Raw genomic sequence first — 15,954 nt, 5'->3', positions numbered from 1 at the left:
CGTGACGTGACGGGCGGTGTGTACAAGGCCCGGGAACGTATTCACCGCAGCGTTGCTGATCTGCGATTACTAGCGACTCCGACTTCATGGGGTCGAGTTGCAGACCCCAATCCGAACTGAGACCGGCTTTTTGGGATTCGCTCCACCTCGCGGTATCGCAGCCCTTTGTACCGGCCATTGTAGCATGCGTGAAGCCCTGGACATAAGGGGCATGATGACTTGACGTCATCCCCACCTTCCTCCGAGTTGACCCCGGCAGTCTCTTATGAGTCCCCACCATTACGTGCTGGCAACATAAGACGAGGGTTGCGCTCGTTGCGGGACTTAACCCAACATCTCACGACACGAGCTGACGACAGCCATGCACCACCTGTATACCGACTAAAAGGGCACCTATCTCTAGGTGTTTCCGGTATATGTCAAACCCAGGTAAGGTTCTTCGCGTTGCATCGAATTAATCCGCATGCTCCGCCGCTTGTGCGGGCCCCCGTCAATTCCTTTGAGTTTTAGCCTTGCGGCCGTACTCCCCAGGCGGGGCGCTTAATGCGTTAGCTGCGGCACGGAACACGTGGAATGTGTCCCACACCTAGCGCCCAACGTTTACGGTGTGGACTACCAGGGTATCTAATCCTGTTCGCTCCCCACACTTTCGCTCCTCAGCGTCAGGTAATGCCCAGAGAACCGCCTTCGCCACCGGTGTTCCTCCTGATATCTGCGCATTTCACCGCTACACCAGGAATTCCGTTCTCCCCTGCATACCTCTAGTCGGCCCGTATCGGAAGCAGGCTCGGAGTTAAGCTCCGAGTTTTCACTCCCGACGTGACCAACCGCCTACGAGCCCTTTACGCCCAATAATTCCGGACAACGCTCGCACCCTACGTATTACCGCGGCTGCTGGCACGTAGTTGGCCGGTGCTTCTTCTGCAGGTACCGTCACTTGCGCTTCGTCCCTGCTGAAAGAGGTTTACAACCCGAAGGCCGTCATCCCTCACGCGGCGTTGCTGGATCAGGCTTTCGCCCATTGTCCAATATTCCCCACTGCTGCCTCCCGTAGGAGTCTGGGCCGTGTCTCAGTCCCAGTGTGGCCGGTCACCCTCTCAGGCCGGCTACCCGTCGAAGCCTTGGTGAGCCATTACCTCACCAACAAGCTGATAGGCCGCGAGCCCATCCTTCACCGCAAAAACTTTCCACCACCATCGATGCCGACAGTGGTCATATCCGGTATTAATCACCGTTTCCGGTGGCTATCCCAGAGTGAAGGGCAGATTGCTCACGTGTTACTCACCCGTTCGCCGCTCTCATACACCCGAAGGCATACTACCGCTCGACTTGCATGTGTTAAGCACGCCGCCAGCGTTCGTCCTGAGCCAGGATCAAACTCTCCGTTGAAAACAACACCCACACAACCCAAAGGCCATGCAGGAAAAAGAGATCCCGGCAAGAGACCGAACCCTGACAAAATTGTCAGAATTATCGATTACTTACCAAAGGAACCATCCAACCCACACCCGAAGGCATGAAGTGTCGGACGGGTAAAAATTAATTCGTCGACTTTTGGCACACTGTTGAGTTCTCAAGGATCCAGCGCGCACCGTGGTTCGTCAGTTTCCTGACTCCCCTGCGGGGCTTGGAGTGGCCTCCCCCGGCGCACAGCAACTCGCGAACTTTTCCGGCCGCCATGACTGGCAAACCCGTACTTCGCAAGGTGTCTTCGGGAAGACTTTCGCCGGGACTCGGTCGGCCCGGCCTCTCGGCCGTTCCTCCCGCCGTTCCCGGCGACAGGTGAAACATTAGACGGTGTTTCAGCGGTGTTGCAAATCGGGTCAGCGTGACCGCGGCCACATTTGACGTTTCCGCAGGTCAGGGGCCGAATGGGCCGATTTCGACGCTCAGATCGCGCGTTTCGGGCCCGTTGCGCGCCCCCGAGAGCCGCATGAACTCGTCCAGTTCAGCCTCCACGGTCGCCAGGATCCGCTCCACGAGGCGCTGTCCACCGGCGGCCAGGCCCAGGAGCGGAGCGCGACCGAGGAAGACTGCGTCTGCACCGAGCGACAGCGCGGCGAGGACATCCGCTCCCCCGCGCACGCCGCCGTCGACGTAGACCGGGACCCGTCCGGCGACACGCGTCGCGACACCACCCAGGGCAGCCGCGGTCGTGACCGAGCGATCCAGCTGGCGTCCGCCGTGATTGCTGACCCAGACCGCAGAGGCGCCGGCTTCGACACATGCGGCGGCGTCCTCCGGGTGCAGGACTCCCTTCACGACGACGGGCAGCCCCGTTCGCTCCCCTAGCCAGGAGATGTCGGAAGCCGAGAGGTCTGCTGCCCATTCACCACGCTGAGTGGCGCGCGCCTGCCCCTGGTAGTTCACGCGGTGCCATGACAGGTCCACGTCACCGAAGTCGTCGTCGCCCACGTCGTGCTTCGTCCCGGGGAACGGCAGGTCGACGGTCAGCACGACTGCCCGCGCCCCAGCAGCAACCGCCGACTCGAGCATCGGCAAACAGCGCTCACGGTCCGCGGTGACATAGGCCTGGAGCCACCACGGTCCACCCGCAGCGTTGATGTCGGCGAAGAGGTGGCCCGCGTTGCTCGACACCACATGCGGTACGCCGACTGTCGCGGCAGCGCGCGCCATGGCCAGCTCGCCGTCAGGATCGGCAGCACGCTGCAGGGACGTCGGCGCGATGCCGAAGGGCACCCGATAGTCGTCGCCGTGGAGACGGACGCCGAGGTCGACCCGGCGTACATCGCGGAGGACCCGGGGGACGAAGCGGACCTCGCGCCAGGCCTCGGCGTTCTCCGCGGATGTGATGCCCTCCCCCGCCGTGGCCATGACGTAGCGCCACACAGAACGCGGAAGGCGCTCCTCGGCACGGGCCAGGACATCGTCCAGCCAGCGTCCGGGGAGCGCCTCCGCGGTCATGCTTCGTCAGCCGATCTCGATACCGGCGAGGTTCTTCTTGCCGCGGCGCAGCACGAGCCACGAACCACCGATCAGGTCGGACTCGGCCGGCACGAAGTCGGGATCCTCGACACGCTCGTTGTTGAGGTAGGCACCGCCCTCGCTGATCGTGCGGCGTGCCTCGCCGTTGGACTTCGAGAGGCCCGACGCCACGAGAAGCTCCACGATCGTGCCCGGCTTCTCGAGCTTCGCAGCGCCGGCCTCGCCGAGCGCGGCTGCGAGCGTGGGCACCGACAGCGCGTGCAGGTCGCCACCGCCGAACAGCGCTGCGGCGGCCGCCTTGATCTTCTCCGTCTCGCCCCGGCCGTGGACCAGCGTGGTCACGTGCTCGGCAAGCGCCTTCTGGCCAGCACGCAGGAACGGCTTCTCCGCCATCTGCGCGTCGAGGTCCTCGATCTCCTCACGCGTGAGGAAGGTGAAGATGCGGAGCAGCTCGCCGACCTTGACGTCCTCAACGTTCAGCCAGAACTGGTAGAACGCCCACGGGCTCATCAGCTCGGGGTCGAGCCAGAGCGCGCCACCCTCGGTCTTGCCGTACTTCGTGCCGTCGGACTTGGTGACGAGCGGCGTGGAGAAGGCGTGCGCCTTGCCGCCCTCGGCCCGGCGGATCAGCTCGACGCCACCGGTGAGGTTGCCCCACTGGTCCGAGCCGCCGAACTGCAGCTTCACACCGTGCTGCTTGTAGAGCTCGAGGAAGTCCATCGACTGCAGGAGGACGTAGGCGAACTCCGTGAACGAGATGCCCTGCTCGAGGCGGGACTTGACCACGTCGCGGGCGAGCATCCGGTTCACCGGGAAGTGCTTGCCGATGTCACGCAGGAAGTCGATCGTCGAGAGCGGTGCGGTCCAGTCGTAGTTGTTGACCATCGTCGCGGCGTTGTCGCCCTCGAAGGAGAGGAACGGCTCGATCTGCGACTGCACGCGACGCACCCAGTCCTTGACGGTGTCGAGGCTGTTGAGCGTGCGCTCCCCCGACTCCTTCGGGTCGCCGATCATGCCGGTCGCCCCACCCACGAGCGCGTACGGCGTGTGGCCGGCGTCCTGCAGACGCTTGGCGGTGAGGATCTGGACCAGGTTGCCCAGGTGCAGGCTCGGCGCAGTCGGGTCGAAGCCGACATAGAACTTGACCGGACCCTCCGCGAGCTCGGCGCGCAGCGCGTCGAGATCGGTCGAGTTGGCGAGGAGACCCCGCCACTCGAGGTCGTCCATCAGGTTCGGGTCGACAGACACGATCTGCCTTTCAGTCGTTCAGTGGTTCGTCAGTGATGCGGGACAAGCCTGCCTCATCAGAACGTCCGGTAGAGAACCCGGGTCATCAGGAGGACCAGCACCCCGAGCCCCGCAGCCCCCGCTACCGATGCCGCTGCTGCGGCCCGGACGAGGGACGGCCGAGGGACCGTGAGGACAGCCACGAGTGCCAGGCCGAGCCCGACGGCGCCGTACACAACGGGTACGACGAGCCGCGACGTCGCCGGCAGGTCGCCGCCATAGAGGCCGACGAGCACCACCGGACCGAGCACGAGCGCAGCGGCCATCGTGAGGAGGGCGAACCCGCCACGGACCGGGCGCTCGGCCGCGCGTGCGCTCCAGCCGCCGAGGAGGCCGAGGCCGGCGCCGACAAGGATCGTGGCCGCCACCCAGGCGGGTCCACGCGACTTCGCGAACTGGTCGGTGGCGGAGCTCGTGCCGTCGGCGAGTGCCTGGCACAGGTAGTAGCTGCCGATCAGGACCGCGCCTGCCAGCGCACCCGACGCCACGGCCCAGACGGTGCGACGTGGCGCCGCCCAGCCGGCGGCGTACAGGACGAGCGCCCAGGCGAACTGCGTGTTGAGGACCGAGGTCAGCGGCTCGACGCCCAGGCGCCACAGCCAGGCCTGGGCCACTCCTCCGATGAGGAACGCCGCGACAAGCACGCCCAGGATCCGACGCACGTCAGCCCTTGGCACCCGAGCGGTACGCCGACACGGTTGGGTCGCCGGTGATCCAGAACCGCCACGGCACATCGGCCGCCTTGCTCACGCCGACCCGGGGACCGGCGCTGATCAGCGCGGGGTCCAGCGGGACGCCGAGCTCCAGCGTGACCGGACCGCCGCGCAGGTCGGAGCGGTTGTCGCGGAGCCGGATGCCGAGGGCGGAACAGAGACGCCCCGGGCCACGGGCGAGCTCGCGCTGCACCGAGGTGCCGCGGCGCGAGCGCGCGATGTCGACGCCCTCGACGACCTCGCCGGCGCGGAGGAGCACGGCGCTCGCCTCGCCCTCGGGGCCGGTGACGACGTTGGCGCAGAAGTTCGCGCCATAGGAGAGGAAGACGTACAACCGGCCGGCGGGGCCGAACATCACCGCGCTGCGCGGCGTGCTGCCGCCCGCCGCGTGCGAGGCGGGGTCGGCCTCCCCGGCGTACGCCTCGACCTCGGTGATCCGGACGGCGACCCCGTCGTGGCGCAGCACGGCACCCAGCAGGAGCGGCGCGGCCTCGAGGACCGGCCGCTCCAGCGCGGAGAGATCAGCTGAGCCAGGCACGATGCCCAGAGACTACGGCGGCGCACTCGTCGAGCTGCTCGGCGACGCGCACCGGAGCGGTGCCGCCGCGACCGTCGCGCGACGCGACCGAGCCCTCGACCGTGAGCACCTCACGGACCGCGGGCGTCAGGGCCGGGTTGATCGTGGCGAACTGCTCGTCGGTGAGGTCGGCGAGCTCGATACCGGCCTGCTCGCAGACCTGGACGCACTCGCCCGCGACCTCGTGGGCAATGCGGAACGGCGTGCCCTGCTTCACCAGCCACTCGGCGATGTCGGTGGCGAGCGAGAAGCCCTGGGGCGCGAGCTCGGCCATCCGCGCAGTGTTGAACGTCAGCGTGGCGATCTGTCCGGTGAACGCCGGCAGCAGCACCTCGAGCGTGTCGACGGAGTCGAAGACCGGCTCCTTGTCCTCCTGCAGGTCGCGGTTGTACGCGAGCGGGAGCGCCTTCAGCGTCGCCAGCAGACCGGCCAGGTTGCCGATCAGGCGACCCGCCTTGCCGCGAGCGAGCTCGGAGATGTCCGGGTTCTTCTTCTGCGGCATGATGCTCGACCCGGTCGACCACGAGTCGTGCAGCTTCGCGAAGTCGAACTCCTTGGTCGACCAGAGGATGACCTCCTCCGCGATCCGGGAGACGTCGACACCGATCTGGGCCGTCACGAACGCGAACTCGGCGACGAAGTCGCGGCTCGCCGTGCCGTCGATCGAGTTGGGCGTCGAACCCGTGAAGCCGAGCTCGGCAGCAACGGCCTGCGGGTTGAGCCCGAGGCTCGAGCCGGCCAGGGCACCCGAGCCGTACGGCGACTCGGCCGCCACGCGGGCGTCCCAGTCGCGCAGGCGCTGGACGTCGCGGAGCAGGGGCCACGCGTGTGCCAGCAGGTGGTGCGACAGCAGCACCGGCTGCGCGTGCTGCAGGTGGGTGCGGCCCGGCATGATCGCGCCGTGGTGCTGCGTGGCCTGGCCGTGCAGCGCGTCGACGAGGTCGAGCACCTGGCTGGAGATGACGCGGGCGTGGTCGCGCAGGAAGGCGCGGAAGAGCGTCGCGACCTGGTCGTTGCGGGAGCGGCCCGCACGCAGGCGGCCGCCCACGTCCGGTCCGACCTCGACGAGCAGCAGTCGCTCGAGCGCGCCGTGCACGTCCTCGTCGGAGGCGTCGGGGTGCAGGTCGCCCGCGGCGTACGTCTCCCCCAGCACGTCGAGGCCACGGAGCAGCTCGGCGTGGTCGGCGTCGGTCAGGAGACCGGCGGCGTGCAGCACGTTCGCGTGCGCCTTCGACCCCGCGAGGTCGTACGGCGTGAGCCGCCAGTCGAAGTGCGTCGACCGCGACAGCGCGTCAAGCTCGGGCGACGGGCCGCCGGCGAAGCGGCCGCCCCAGAGCTTGCCGGTGTTGGTGGCGTCAGCCTTGGGCGCGTCGGCCATCAGTCGGTGCCGCTCTCGAACGCGACCTCGTCCTGGACCGCCTCGGCAGCCTGGTCGATCTCGGCCGGGACGGCGATCTGGTCGAAGCCGCCCGCCGGGAGCTCGCCGAAGAGCGTGCCGTTCTCGACCAGGACGGTGCCCTGGTCGAGCGGCTGGCCGGCGTACAGCTCGAGCTTGGCGCGCGAGTCGGCGATGTCCAGGTTGCGCATGGTCAGCTGGCCGATGCGGTCCGTCGGGCCGAAGGCGGCGTTCTCGACGCGCTCCATCGAGAGCTTCTCCGGGTGGTACGAGAAGTTCGCGCCCTCGGTCTTGACGATCGTGTAGTCGTCGCCGCGGCGCAGGCGCAGCGTGACCGTGCCGGTGACGAGGGAGGCGATCCAGCGCTGGATCGACTCACGGAGCATCAGCGACTGCGGGTCGAGCCAGCGGCCTTCGTAGAGCAGGCGACCGAGCTTGCGGCCCTCGTTGTGGTAGTTCGCGAGGGTGTCCTCGTTGTGGACCGCGTTGAGCAGGCGCTCGTACGCCGCGAAGAGCAGCGCCATGCCGGGGGCCTCGTAGATGCCGCGCGACTTGGCCTCGATGATCCGGTTCTCGATCTGGTCGGACATGCCGAGGCCGTGGCGACCACCGATCTTGTTGGCCTCGAAGACCAGCGCGACGGCGTCGTCGTACCGCTTGCCGTTGAGGGCGACCGGGCGGCCCGCCTCGAAGGTCACCGCGACGTCCTCGGTCTCGATCGCGACCGTCGGGTCCCAGAACTTCACGCCCATGATCGGCTCGACGACCTCGAAGGAGACGTCGAGGTGCTCGAGGATCTTCGCCTCGTGCGTGGCGCCCCAGATGTTGGCGTCGGTGGAGTACGCCTTCTCGGTGGAGTCGCGGTAGGGCAGGCCGTGCTCGACCAGCCACTCGGACATCTCGTGACGGCCACCGAGCTCGGTGACGAAGTCGTTGTCGAGCCACGGCTTGTAGATACGCAGCTCGGGGTTGGCCAGCAGGCCGTAGCGGTAGAACCGCTCGATGTCGTTGCCCTTGTACGTCGAGCCGTCGCCCCAGATGTTGACGTCGTCGGCCTGCATCGCGCGGACCAGCATCGTGCCGGTCACAGCGCGACCCAGCGGCGTGGTGTTGAAGTAGGCCTTCGAGCCCGAGCGGATGTGGAAGGCGCCGCACGCGAGCGCGGCCAGGCCCTCCTCGACGAGCTGCGGCTTGATGTCGACCGCGCGCGCGATCTCCGCGCCGTACTGCTTCGCGCGGAGCGGAACGCCGGCGATGTCCGGCTCGTCCGGCTGGCCGATGTCGGCGGTGTACGTGCACGGGATGGCGCCCTTGTCGCGCATCCAGGCGACGGCGACGGACGTGTCGAGGCCTCCGGAGAAGGCGATGCCGACCTTCTCGCCGACGGGCAGGGAGGTGAGGACCTTGCTCAAGTTCGTTCGTTCCTTCTGTTCTGAATCAGGCAGTGTGGTCGGTGTGGCCGTCGGCCAGTTGCGTGAAGTGCAGGGCGAGCGCGCTGCCGTCAGGGGCGCGCGCAATCACGAGGACAGTGTCGTCCCCAGCGATGGTCCCCAGCACATCGGGGACCTCGGCGCGGTCGATGGCTCCGGCGAGGAACTGCGCTGCCCCCGGCGGGGTGCGGAGCACGACGAGGTTGCCGCTCGCCTCCGCGCTCACCAGGAGCTCCGAAGCCAGCCGCGAGAGCCGGTGCATCGCGCCCGCGCCTGCGCCCTCCCCCGGCGTCGGCGTACGGTCGCCGCCCTCGGCCGGGACGGCGTAGACGAGGGAGCCGGAGGCGACCCGCACCTTGACCGCGTCGAGCTCGTCGAGGTCACGGCTCAGCGTGGCCTGGGTGACGTGCAGGCCGCGCCCACCCAGGAGCTCGGCGAGCTCCGGCTGGGACCGCACCTCGTGACCGGCCAGGAGCTCGACGATGAGCGCCTGGCGAGCGGCCTTGGTGACGGGCTTGAGGGCGTGCTCGGTCATGGTCAGTCCTGCGCAGCCGTCTGCTCGGCGGCCCTCTGGAGGAACGTGAGGATTGCCTTCTGGGCGTGACGACGGTTCTCCGCCTCGTCCCAGACGACGCTCTGCGGACCGTCGAGGACCTCGGCGGCGATCTCCTTGCCCCGGTACGCCGGCAGGCAGTGCATGACGATCGCGTCGGGCTTGCCGAGCGCGACAAGCTCTGACGTGAGCGCGTAGGGCGAGAAGATCGCGATGCGGGCGGCCGCCTCGTCCTCCTTGCCCATGCTCACCCACGTGTCGGTGATCAGCACGTCAGCGTCGCGGGCGGCCTCGGCCGCGTCGGTCGTGACCGCGATCGAGCCGCCGGTGTGGCCGGCGATGCGCCCGGCCTTGGCCAGCACGTCCGCGTCGGGGGCGTAGCCCTCGGGGGCAGCGAACCGGACATGCAGGCCGGCGGTCGCGCCGGCCAGGGCCCACGAGTTGCCCATGTTGCAGGCCGCGTCACCGAGGAAGGCGACGGTCAGCCCCTTGATCGTGCCCTTGTGCTCCTGGATCGTCAGGAGGTCGGCGAGCAGCTGGCAGGGGTGGAACTCGTCGGTCAGCGCGTTGACGACCGGCACGCCGGCGTACGCCGCCATCTCGTCGATCTTGGACTGCGGGCCGGTCCGCCACACGATCTGGCTGGCCTGACGCCCGAGCACGCGCGCGACGTCCGCAATCGACTCGCGGACACCGATGCCGGCCTTGTCGCCGTCCACCGTCATCGGGTAGCCGCCGAGCTCGGCGATGCCCGCGGCAAAGCTCGCCTGGGTGCGCAGCGTCGGCTTGTCGAAGATCAGCGCGACCGTGCGCGGACCCTCGAGCGGCTTGAGGAAGTACGGCGCCGACTTGAGCGAGGCGGCGAGCGCCAGCACCTGGACCTGCTCGGCCGGGGTCAGGTCGTCGTCGCGCAGGAAGTGCCTCAGCTTCGACTCGCTCATGCGGTCACGGTCCCTTCAGCAGCGTCGAGGATGGCGGGCAGGGCGGCCAGGAACGCGTCGACATCGGCCTCCGTGAGGACCAGCGGCGGGGCGAACCGCAGCCGCGACGGCGTCGGGTTGTTGATGATGAAGCCGGCATCGAGCGCAGCAGCCACGACCGCGGCGGAGTCCAGACCCTCGACGAGGTCGACACCGATGAGCAGACCGGCGGCCCGCACCTCCGTGATCCGGGCGTCCGCACTGAGGCCCGCGGTGAGGCGGGCACTGATCGCGGCGACGTTCTCGAGCAGGCCGTCCTTCTCGATCGTGTCGAGAACAGCGAGCGCGGCCGCCGCAGCGATCGGGTTGCCCGCGAACGTCGAGCCGTGGTTGCCCGGCTGCAGCAGGCTGGCCGCAGCACCCGTCGCGACGCAGGCGCCGATCGGAATGCCGCCGGCGAGGCCCTTGGCGAGGGTGACGATGTCCGGGACGGCCGGCAGCTCGTCGCACAGCTCGTCGTTCTGGAACGCGAGCCACGTGCCGGTCCGGCCGATGCCGGTCTGGATCTCGTCGAGCCAGAGCAGCGCACCGTGCGCCGTCGTGATGTGGCGCGCCTGCGCGAGGTAGTCGGCCGGCGGGATGATGACGCCGGCTTCACCCTGCACGGGCTCGATGATGACCGCCGCGGTCGCGTCGGTGACAGCAGCCGCGAGGGCCTCGGCGTCGCCGTACGGGACGAAGGTGACGTCGCCCGGCAGCGGCTCGAACGGCGCCCGGTAGGCCTCCTTGGAGGTGAGCGCGAGCGCGCCCATCGTCCGGCCGTGGAAGGCACCCTCGGTCGCGACGATGTGGGTGCGACCCGTCCGACGGGTCAGCTTGAACGCCGCTTCGTTGGCCTCCGCGCCGGAGTTGGTGAAGAAGACCTTCGTGTCCGCTGCACCCACCGAGGGCTCGACCATGCGGCAGAGCCGCTCGGCGAGCTCGACCTGCGGCGCGCTGGCGAAGAAGTTCGAGATGTGGCCGAGCGTCTGCAGCTGCTCGGTCACCGCACCGACCAGCGCCGGGTGGGCGTGGCCGAGCGCGTTGACGGCGATGCCGCCGAGCAGGTCGACGTACTCCTTGCCGTCGGCGTCCCAGACCCGCGCGCCCTGGCCCTTGATCAGGACGAGCTTCGGGGTGCCGAAGGTGTTCATGACCGCGCCGGTGTAGCGCTGGGTCCAGTCCTGCTGGCTGGTCATCACGCCTCCTTCGCGGACTTGTCGACGGCCTTTGCCTTGGCCTGGCGGATCTTGGTGGTGACGCCGGGCAGCACCTGCGTGCCGACACCTTCCTCGGTGAAGATCTCGAGGATGACGGCGTGCGGCTCGCGGCCGTCGACCACGGTCGCCCGGGGCACGCCGTCCTGCACCGCCTGGAGGCAGGCCTGCATCTTCGGCACCATGCCGGAGGCGAGGCTCGGGATCATCTCCGCGAGCGCCTCGGGGCTGATCTCGCCGATGACGTCGTCGCTGTGCGGCCAGTCGCGGTAGAGGCCCTCGACGTCGGTGAGGACGAGCAGCTTCTCCGCGCCGAGCGCAGCAGCCAGCGCGGCGGCGGCCGTGTCGGCGTTGACGTTGTGGACCACGCCGTTCTCGTCGGGTGCGACGCTCGAGATGACCGGGATCCGGCCCGCCTCGACCAGGTCGAGCACGGACTCGGGGCGCACCTTGGCGACCTCGCCGACGAGGCCGAGGTCGACCTCCTCGCCGTCGACGATCGTGTTCGTCGGCGTGGCGGTGAAGAGGCCGGCGTCCTCGCCGGAGAGCCCGACGGCCAGCGGGCCGTGCTGGTTGAGCAGGCCGACGAGCTCACGCTGGACCTGGCCGACGAGGACCATCCGGACGACGTCCATCGCCTCGGGCGTCGTGACCCGGAGGCCGCCACGGAACTCCGACTTGATATCGAGCCGGTCGAGCATCTTGGAGATCTGCGGACCGCCGCCGTGGACGACGACGGGCTTGAAGCCGGCGAGCCGGAGGAACGCGATGTCCTCGGCGAACGCGACCTTGAGGGCCTCGTCCGTCATGGCGTTGCCGCCGTACTTCACCACGATGATCTTGCCGTGGTACTTCTTCAGCCACGGCAGGGCGTTGGCCAGGACGTGGGCGTTCTGGTTCGGGCTGAGGTCGCTCATGAGGAGTACGCGCTGTTCTCGTGGACGTAGGCGTGGGTCAGGTCGTTGGTCCACACGGTGGCGGTCTGGTCGCCGGCCTTGAGGTCGATCGTGACCGTCACCTTGCGGGGCTCGAGGTCGATGCCGGCGGGGTCCTCGGCCGGGGTCGAGTTGCGGCAGACCCACACGCCGTTGATCGCGACGTCGAGGTCGGCGGGGTCGAACGCCGCCTGCGTGGTGCCGACGCTGGCCAGCACGCGGCCCCAGTTGGGGTCCTTGCCGAAGACGGCGGCCTTGAACAGGTTGGACCGGGCGACGGAGCGGCCGACCTCGACCGCGTCGTCCTCGGTGGCTGCGTTGAGGACGTCGATCGAGATCTCGTGGTCGGCACCCTCGGCGTCGGCGAGCAGCTGCTTGGCGAGGTCGACGCATGCCTCGGTGAGGGCTGCGGTGAACTCCTCGGCCGTCGGCTGGACCCCGCTCGCGCCGGACGCCAGGACGGTCACCGTGTCGTTGGTCGACTGGCAGCCGTCGGAGTCGAGCCGGTCGAACGAGACGCGGGTCGCTGCCCGCAGCGCCTTGTCGAGCTCGGCCGCCGGGACGATCGCGTCCGTCGTGATCACGACGAGCATCGTGGCCAGCGCAGGCGCGAGCATGCCGGCGCCCTTCGCCATGCCGCCGATGGACCAGCCGTCCCTCTGGACGACGAACTGCTTGTTGACCGAATCGGTCGTCATGATCGCCTGGCTGGCGCTGTCGCCGCCGGTCGCGGACAGCGCGGCGTACGCCGCCTCGACACCGTCGAGCAGGTGCTGCCGGTCGTTGGCCAGGCCGATCAGGCCCGTCGAGCAGACGACGACGTCGATCGCTCCGATGCCGAGCTTCTCGGCAACCTTCTCCGCGACCGCGTGGGTGGTCTGGAAGCCCTCGGGCCCGGTGTAGCAGTTGGCGCCGCCGGAGTTGAGGACGACGGCCTTCACGACGCCGTCCTTGACGACCTCCTGCGACCACAGGACCGGGTTGGCCTTGCAGCGGTTGGAGGTGAAGACAGTGGCCGAGTCGAACGTCGGCCCCTGGTTGACGACGAGCGCCAGGTCCTTGTTGCCGTTGGACTTGAGGCCGGCAGCGACGCCTGCAGCGACGAAACCGGCGGGGTGGGTGATGCTCACTTCGAGTTCTTGCCCTTCTGGGGGGCCTGCTCCTGACGCTTCGCGGCAGCAGAGGACTTGTGAGGATTGATCGGGACGGCGGCGGCAACGGTGTGCCCGCGTCGTCGCCACTCCTCCGACGCCTTCTCCGCGTCGACGACGCGGACCATCACCCAGTCGGTCTCGTACGTCGAGAAGGTGTACGCCGCGATACCGGCCTCGGCGAGCGGGACCAGCAGTGCCGCCAGGATGCCGACGGCACCCTCCTCGACCTCGCTGACCACCCGGAAGGCGATCAGCGGCTTGATGCTCAGCGTCTTCGTCGGCACGGATCGGCCGGCACAGATCAGGCTCGTCTCGGTCGCGGTGGCCGTGATCGAGAAGAGGCTCGACGACTCGGCCCACCGCGGCACCTCCGCACCGGCCGGGAGCTTCACGATCGCGAGCTTCTCGGGGTACGACGCCAGGGTGAGCTGGTGGGTCGTCCACGCCGGCACGGCCTCGGTGAGGTTGTCCAGGTCGAGGACGCCCTCGGCGGTGGGGCCCTCGTTGGTGATGTCCGTGCTCATGGGGCGAGTCCGATCGTGGTGAGGCCGGTGCCTTCGGGAAGGCCCAGCGCGAGGTTCATGCACTGCACGGCGGCGCCGGCAGTGCCCTTGGCGAGGTTGTCGACGGCGCCGACGGCGACCAGGCGGCCGGCGGTCTCGTCGACGGTCACCTGCAGGTGCACGGAGTTGGAGCCGAGCACGCTCTTGGTCTGCGGCCACACGCCCTGGGGAAGGACGGTGACGAACGGCTCGTCGGCGTAGAAGCCCTTGTACGCCTCGTACGCCTGCTCCGCGGTGGTGCCCGGGGTGATCGGAGCCGAGCAGGTCGCGAGGATGCCGCGCGGCATCGGGACGAGCAGCGGGGTGAAGCTGACCGTGACGTCGTCGTCGGTCAGCAGCGCGAGGTTCTGGGTGATCTCGGGAGTGTGCCGGTGAACGCCGCCGACGCCGTACGCCGAGACGTTGCCCATCACCTCGGAGCCGAGCAGGTTCGCCTTGAGCGACTTGCCCGCACCGGACGTGCCCGAGGCGGCCACGACGACGACGTCCGGCGTGATCAGGCCGGCCTGGACCGCCGGGGCGAGGGTGAGCGTGGAGACCGTCGGGTAGCAGCCGGGGACGGCGATCCGCTTCGCGCCAGCGAGCTGCGCCCGCTGGCCGGGGAGCTCGGGGAGGCCGTAGGGCCACGAGCCGGCGTGCGTGCCGCCGTAGAACTTCTCCCACTCCGCGCTGTCGGTGAGCCGGAAGTCGGCGCCGCAGTCGATGACGACGACATCGTCCCCCAGCTGCTCGGCGATCGCTGCGGACTGGCCGTGCGGCAGCCCGAGGAAGACCACGTCGTGGCCGGCGAGCGTCTCGGCGTTCGTCGGCTCGAGGACGCGGTCAGCGAGCGGCACGAGGTGCGGCTGGAGGACGCCGAGCTTCTCGCCGGCGTTGGATCCGCCCGTCAGTGCACCGATCTCGACGTCGTCGCGACCGAGCAGCAGGCGCAGCACTTCACCGCCTGCGTATCCGCTGGCTCCGGCGACGGCGATCCTGACCTTGCTCATATGCATGACTATACATCTCTCTGCATGAACATGTGGAGCGGGGTTTCCGGTCACGCCTCGATGGGCGCGACACCCTTCGCGTGGCGCTCCGCCAGCTCGGCGTAGTAGGCGCCGTTGACCTCGACCCAGAACTCGGCCGCCGTCCCGGCGATCGGCTTCTTCACCTCGCACGGGCTGCCGAGCGCGAGGACACCCTCCGGAATTTCCTTGCCCGCGCCGACGACGGAGCCCGCGGCGACCATCGTGCCGGCGCCGATCCGCGCGTTGTCGAGCACGACGCTGCCGTTGCCGACGAGCGACTTCTCCCCCAGGTAGTCACCGTGGAAGACGACGCTGTGGGCCACCGCAGCGTGCTTGCAGATCTCGACGGTCACGTCGGGACCACCGTGGACGACCGAATTGTCCTGGATGTTGGCGCCCTCGCGCACGACGATCGAGCAGATGTCGGCGCGGAGCACCGCGCCGTACCAGACGCTGGCGCCCTTCTCGACGGTCACGTCGCCGATCAGCACGGCGGTCGGGGCGATGAAGGCGTCGGGGTGGACGGTGGGGCGCTTGCCCTCGAACTCGTACAGCGGCATGGCGCCGACGCTAGCGGATGCGTTGCTGCCTAGTGTCAGGGACGTGATCCAGCGACTGGCGATCTTCCTCGGCTCCCGCGACGGCTCCGATCCGGCGTACTCCTCCCTGGCGTACGACGTCGGCCGCACCCTCGCCGGGCGCGACATCGAGCTCGTGTACGGCGGCGGCGCTGCCGGTCTGATGGGCCGTGTCTCGCAGGGAGTGCTCGACGGAGGCGGGCACGTCTACGGGGTGATCCCCCGCTTCATGGTCGAGCGCGAGTGGGCGCGCCTCCACCAGGAGGGCGTCGAGATGCACGTCGTCGACACGATGCACGAGCGCAAGGCGATGATGAGCGTCCGCGCGGACGCGTTCCTCGTCCTGCCCGGTGGCCTCGGCACGCTCGAGGAGCTCTTCGAGGTGTGGACCTGGAAGACGCTCGGTCTGCACAGCAAGCCACTGGGCCTGCTCAACCACGACGGCTTCTGGGATCCGATGGTCGCGATGCTGCACCAGCTCGCGGATGCGGACTTCATGGATGCGCAGACCGTCCGCGACCTCGTGGTCGAGTCGACCCTCGATGCCGCACTCGACGGGCTCGCGAAACTGTCAGACTGACAATTTCGCAGGGACTGACACTTCCGAAATGTCACCGCGGGCCAAACTGTCAGACT

General features: G+C 68.7%; 15 protein-coding genes and 1 rRNA gene. 1 reads left to right on the top strand and 15 read right to left on the bottom strand.

Annotated features, from left to right (window positions below):
- The 15 genes from EPD65_RS15725 to EPD65_RS15655 form a co-directional block, all read right to left on the bottom strand.
- A 16S ribosomal RNA gene (locus EPD65_RS15725) occupies positions 1–1,389 on the bottom strand; the annotation flags it as partial.
- 471 nt (positions 1,390–1,860) lie between these two features.
- The gene (locus EPD65_RS15720; RefSeq protein ID WP_131585814.1) at positions 1,861–2,925 is read right to left on the bottom strand and encodes an alpha-hydroxy acid oxidase; all 1,065 of its coding nucleotides are present in this window, start codon (positions 2,923–2,925) and stop codon (positions 1,861–1,863) included.
- Positions 2,926–2,931: 6 nt separating this feature from the next.
- Positions 2,932–4,194: a tyrosine--tRNA ligase gene (tyrS, locus tag EPD65_RS15715; RefSeq protein ID WP_279387580.1), complete on the bottom strand. Its 1,263-nt coding sequence runs from the start codon at positions 4,192–4,194 to the stop codon at positions 2,932–2,934.
- A 56-nt stretch (positions 4,195–4,250) separates the two neighbouring features.
- A complete protein-coding gene (locus tag EPD65_RS15710; RefSeq protein WP_131585812.1) occupies positions 4,251–4,895 on the bottom strand; it encodes a hypothetical protein in 645 nt (214 codons plus the stop codon).
- Between the two features lies 1 nt (position 4,896).
- On the bottom strand, positions 4,897–5,484 hold the full coding sequence (locus tag EPD65_RS15705) for a DNA-3-methyladenine glycosylase (protein ID WP_131585809.1): 588 nt from the start codon (positions 5,482–5,484) through the stop codon (positions 4,897–4,899).
- Positions 5,468–6,901 carry an argininosuccinate lyase gene (gene argH, locus EPD65_RS15700; RefSeq protein WP_131585806.1) on the bottom strand — a complete coding sequence of 478 codons (1,434 nt, stop codon included), beginning with the start codon at positions 6,899–6,901 and terminating at the stop codon, positions 5,468–5,470. Before argH ends, EPD65_RS15705 begins: the two co-directional genes overlap by 17 nt.
- Entirely contained in the window at positions 6,901–8,331 is a 1,431-nt protein-coding gene (gene argG, locus EPD65_RS15695) for an argininosuccinate synthase (RefSeq protein ID WP_131585803.1), read from the bottom strand. The genes argH and argG overlap by 1 nt, the downstream gene beginning before the upstream one ends.
- A gap of 25 nt (positions 8,332–8,356) precedes the next feature.
- Positions 8,357–8,884 carry an arginine repressor gene (locus tag EPD65_RS15690; protein ID WP_131585800.1) on the bottom strand — a complete coding sequence of 176 codons (528 nt, stop codon included), beginning with the start codon at positions 8,882–8,884 and terminating at the stop codon, positions 8,357–8,359.
- Positions 8,885–8,886: 2 nt separating this feature from the next.
- Entirely contained in the window at positions 8,887–9,843 is a 957-nt protein-coding gene (gene argF, locus EPD65_RS15685) for an ornithine carbamoyltransferase (RefSeq protein WP_131585797.1), read from the bottom strand.
- Positions 9,840–11,060, bottom strand: coding sequence for an acetylornithine transaminase (locus tag EPD65_RS15680; RefSeq protein WP_131585794.1), 1,221 nt, complete (start codon positions 11,058–11,060; stop codon positions 9,840–9,842). Before EPD65_RS15680 ends, argF begins: the two co-directional genes overlap by 4 nt.
- Entirely contained in the window at positions 11,060–11,995 is a 936-nt protein-coding gene (gene argB, locus EPD65_RS15675) for an acetylglutamate kinase (protein ID WP_131585791.1), read from the bottom strand. The genes EPD65_RS15680 and argB overlap by 1 nt, the downstream gene beginning before the upstream one ends.
- Complete coding sequence (argJ, locus tag EPD65_RS15670) at positions 11,992–13,143, bottom strand: bifunctional glutamate N-acetyltransferase/amino-acid acetyltransferase ArgJ (RefSeq protein ID WP_131585787.1); 1,152 nt, start codon at positions 13,141–13,143, stop codon at positions 11,992–11,994. The genes argB and argJ overlap by 4 nt, the downstream gene beginning before the upstream one ends.
- Positions 13,140–13,691 (bottom strand): ACT domain-containing protein, encoded by a 552-nt coding sequence (locus tag EPD65_RS15665; RefSeq protein WP_131585784.1) that lies wholly within the window; start codon positions 13,689–13,691, stop codon positions 13,140–13,142. The genes argJ and EPD65_RS15665 overlap by 4 nt, the downstream gene beginning before the upstream one ends.
- The gene (argC, locus tag EPD65_RS15660) at positions 13,688–14,725 is read right to left on the bottom strand and encodes an N-acetyl-gamma-glutamyl-phosphate reductase (protein ID WP_131585783.1); all 1,038 of its coding nucleotides are present in this window, start codon (positions 14,723–14,725) and stop codon (positions 13,688–13,690) included. The genes EPD65_RS15665 and argC overlap by 4 nt, the downstream gene beginning before the upstream one ends.
- A 44-nt stretch (positions 14,726–14,769) precedes the next feature.
- Positions 14,770–15,300: a gamma carbonic anhydrase family protein gene (locus EPD65_RS15655; protein ID WP_131585780.1), complete on the bottom strand. Its 531-nt coding sequence runs from the start codon at positions 15,298–15,300 to the stop codon at positions 14,770–14,772.
- A gap of 43 nt (positions 15,301–15,343) precedes the next feature.
- On the opposite strand from EPD65_RS15655, the gene EPD65_RS15650 reads away from it, so the two are divergent.
- A complete protein-coding gene (locus EPD65_RS15650; protein ID WP_207891579.1) occupies positions 15,344–15,898 on the top strand; it encodes an LOG family protein in 555 nt (184 codons plus the stop codon).
- Positions 15,899–15,954: the final 56 nt, after the last annotated feature.

The organism is Nocardioides jejuensis (genome assembly GCF_004337475.1).
Classification (GTDB): Bacteria; Actinomycetota; Actinomycetes; order Propionibacteriales; family Nocardioidaceae; genus Nocardioides; species Nocardioides jejuensis.
This window is presented reverse-complemented; position numbering and strand designations above follow the sequence as displayed.

Bases quoted from the DNA above. Each gene is read 5' to 3' on its own strand.
- EPD65_RS15720 (WP_131585814.1), bottom strand. From the start codon at position 2,925: ATGACCGCGGAGGCGCTCCCCGGACGCTGGCTGGACGATGTCCTGGCC.
- argH (WP_131585806.1), bottom strand. From the start codon at position 6,901: ATGGCCGACGCGCCCAAGGCTGACGCCACCAACACCGGCAAGCTCTGG.
- EPD65_RS15690 (WP_131585800.1), bottom strand. From the start codon at position 8,884: ATGACCGAGCACGCCCTCAAGCCCGTCACCAAGGCCGCTCGCCAGGCG.
- argF (WP_131585797.1), bottom strand. From the start codon at position 9,843: ATGAGCGAGTCGAAGCTGAGGCACTTCCTGCGCGACGACGACCTGACC.
- EPD65_RS15680 (WP_131585794.1), bottom strand. From the start codon at position 11,060: ATGACCAGCCAGCAGGACTGGACCCAGCGCTACACCGGCGCGGTCATG.
- argB (WP_131585791.1), bottom strand. From the start codon at position 11,995: ATGAGCGACCTCAGCCCGAACCAGAACGCCCACGTCCTGGCCAACGCC.
- EPD65_RS15665 (WP_131585784.1), bottom strand. From the start codon at position 13,691: ATGAGCACGGACATCACCAACGAGGGCCCCACCGCCGAGGGCGTCCTC.
- argC (WP_131585783.1), bottom strand. From the start codon at position 14,725: ATGCATATGAGCAAGGTCAGGATCGCCGTCGCCGGAGCCAGCGGATAC.
- EPD65_RS15655 (WP_131585780.1), bottom strand. From the start codon at position 15,300: ATGCCGCTGTACGAGTTCGAGGGCAAGCGCCCCACCGTCCACCCCGAC.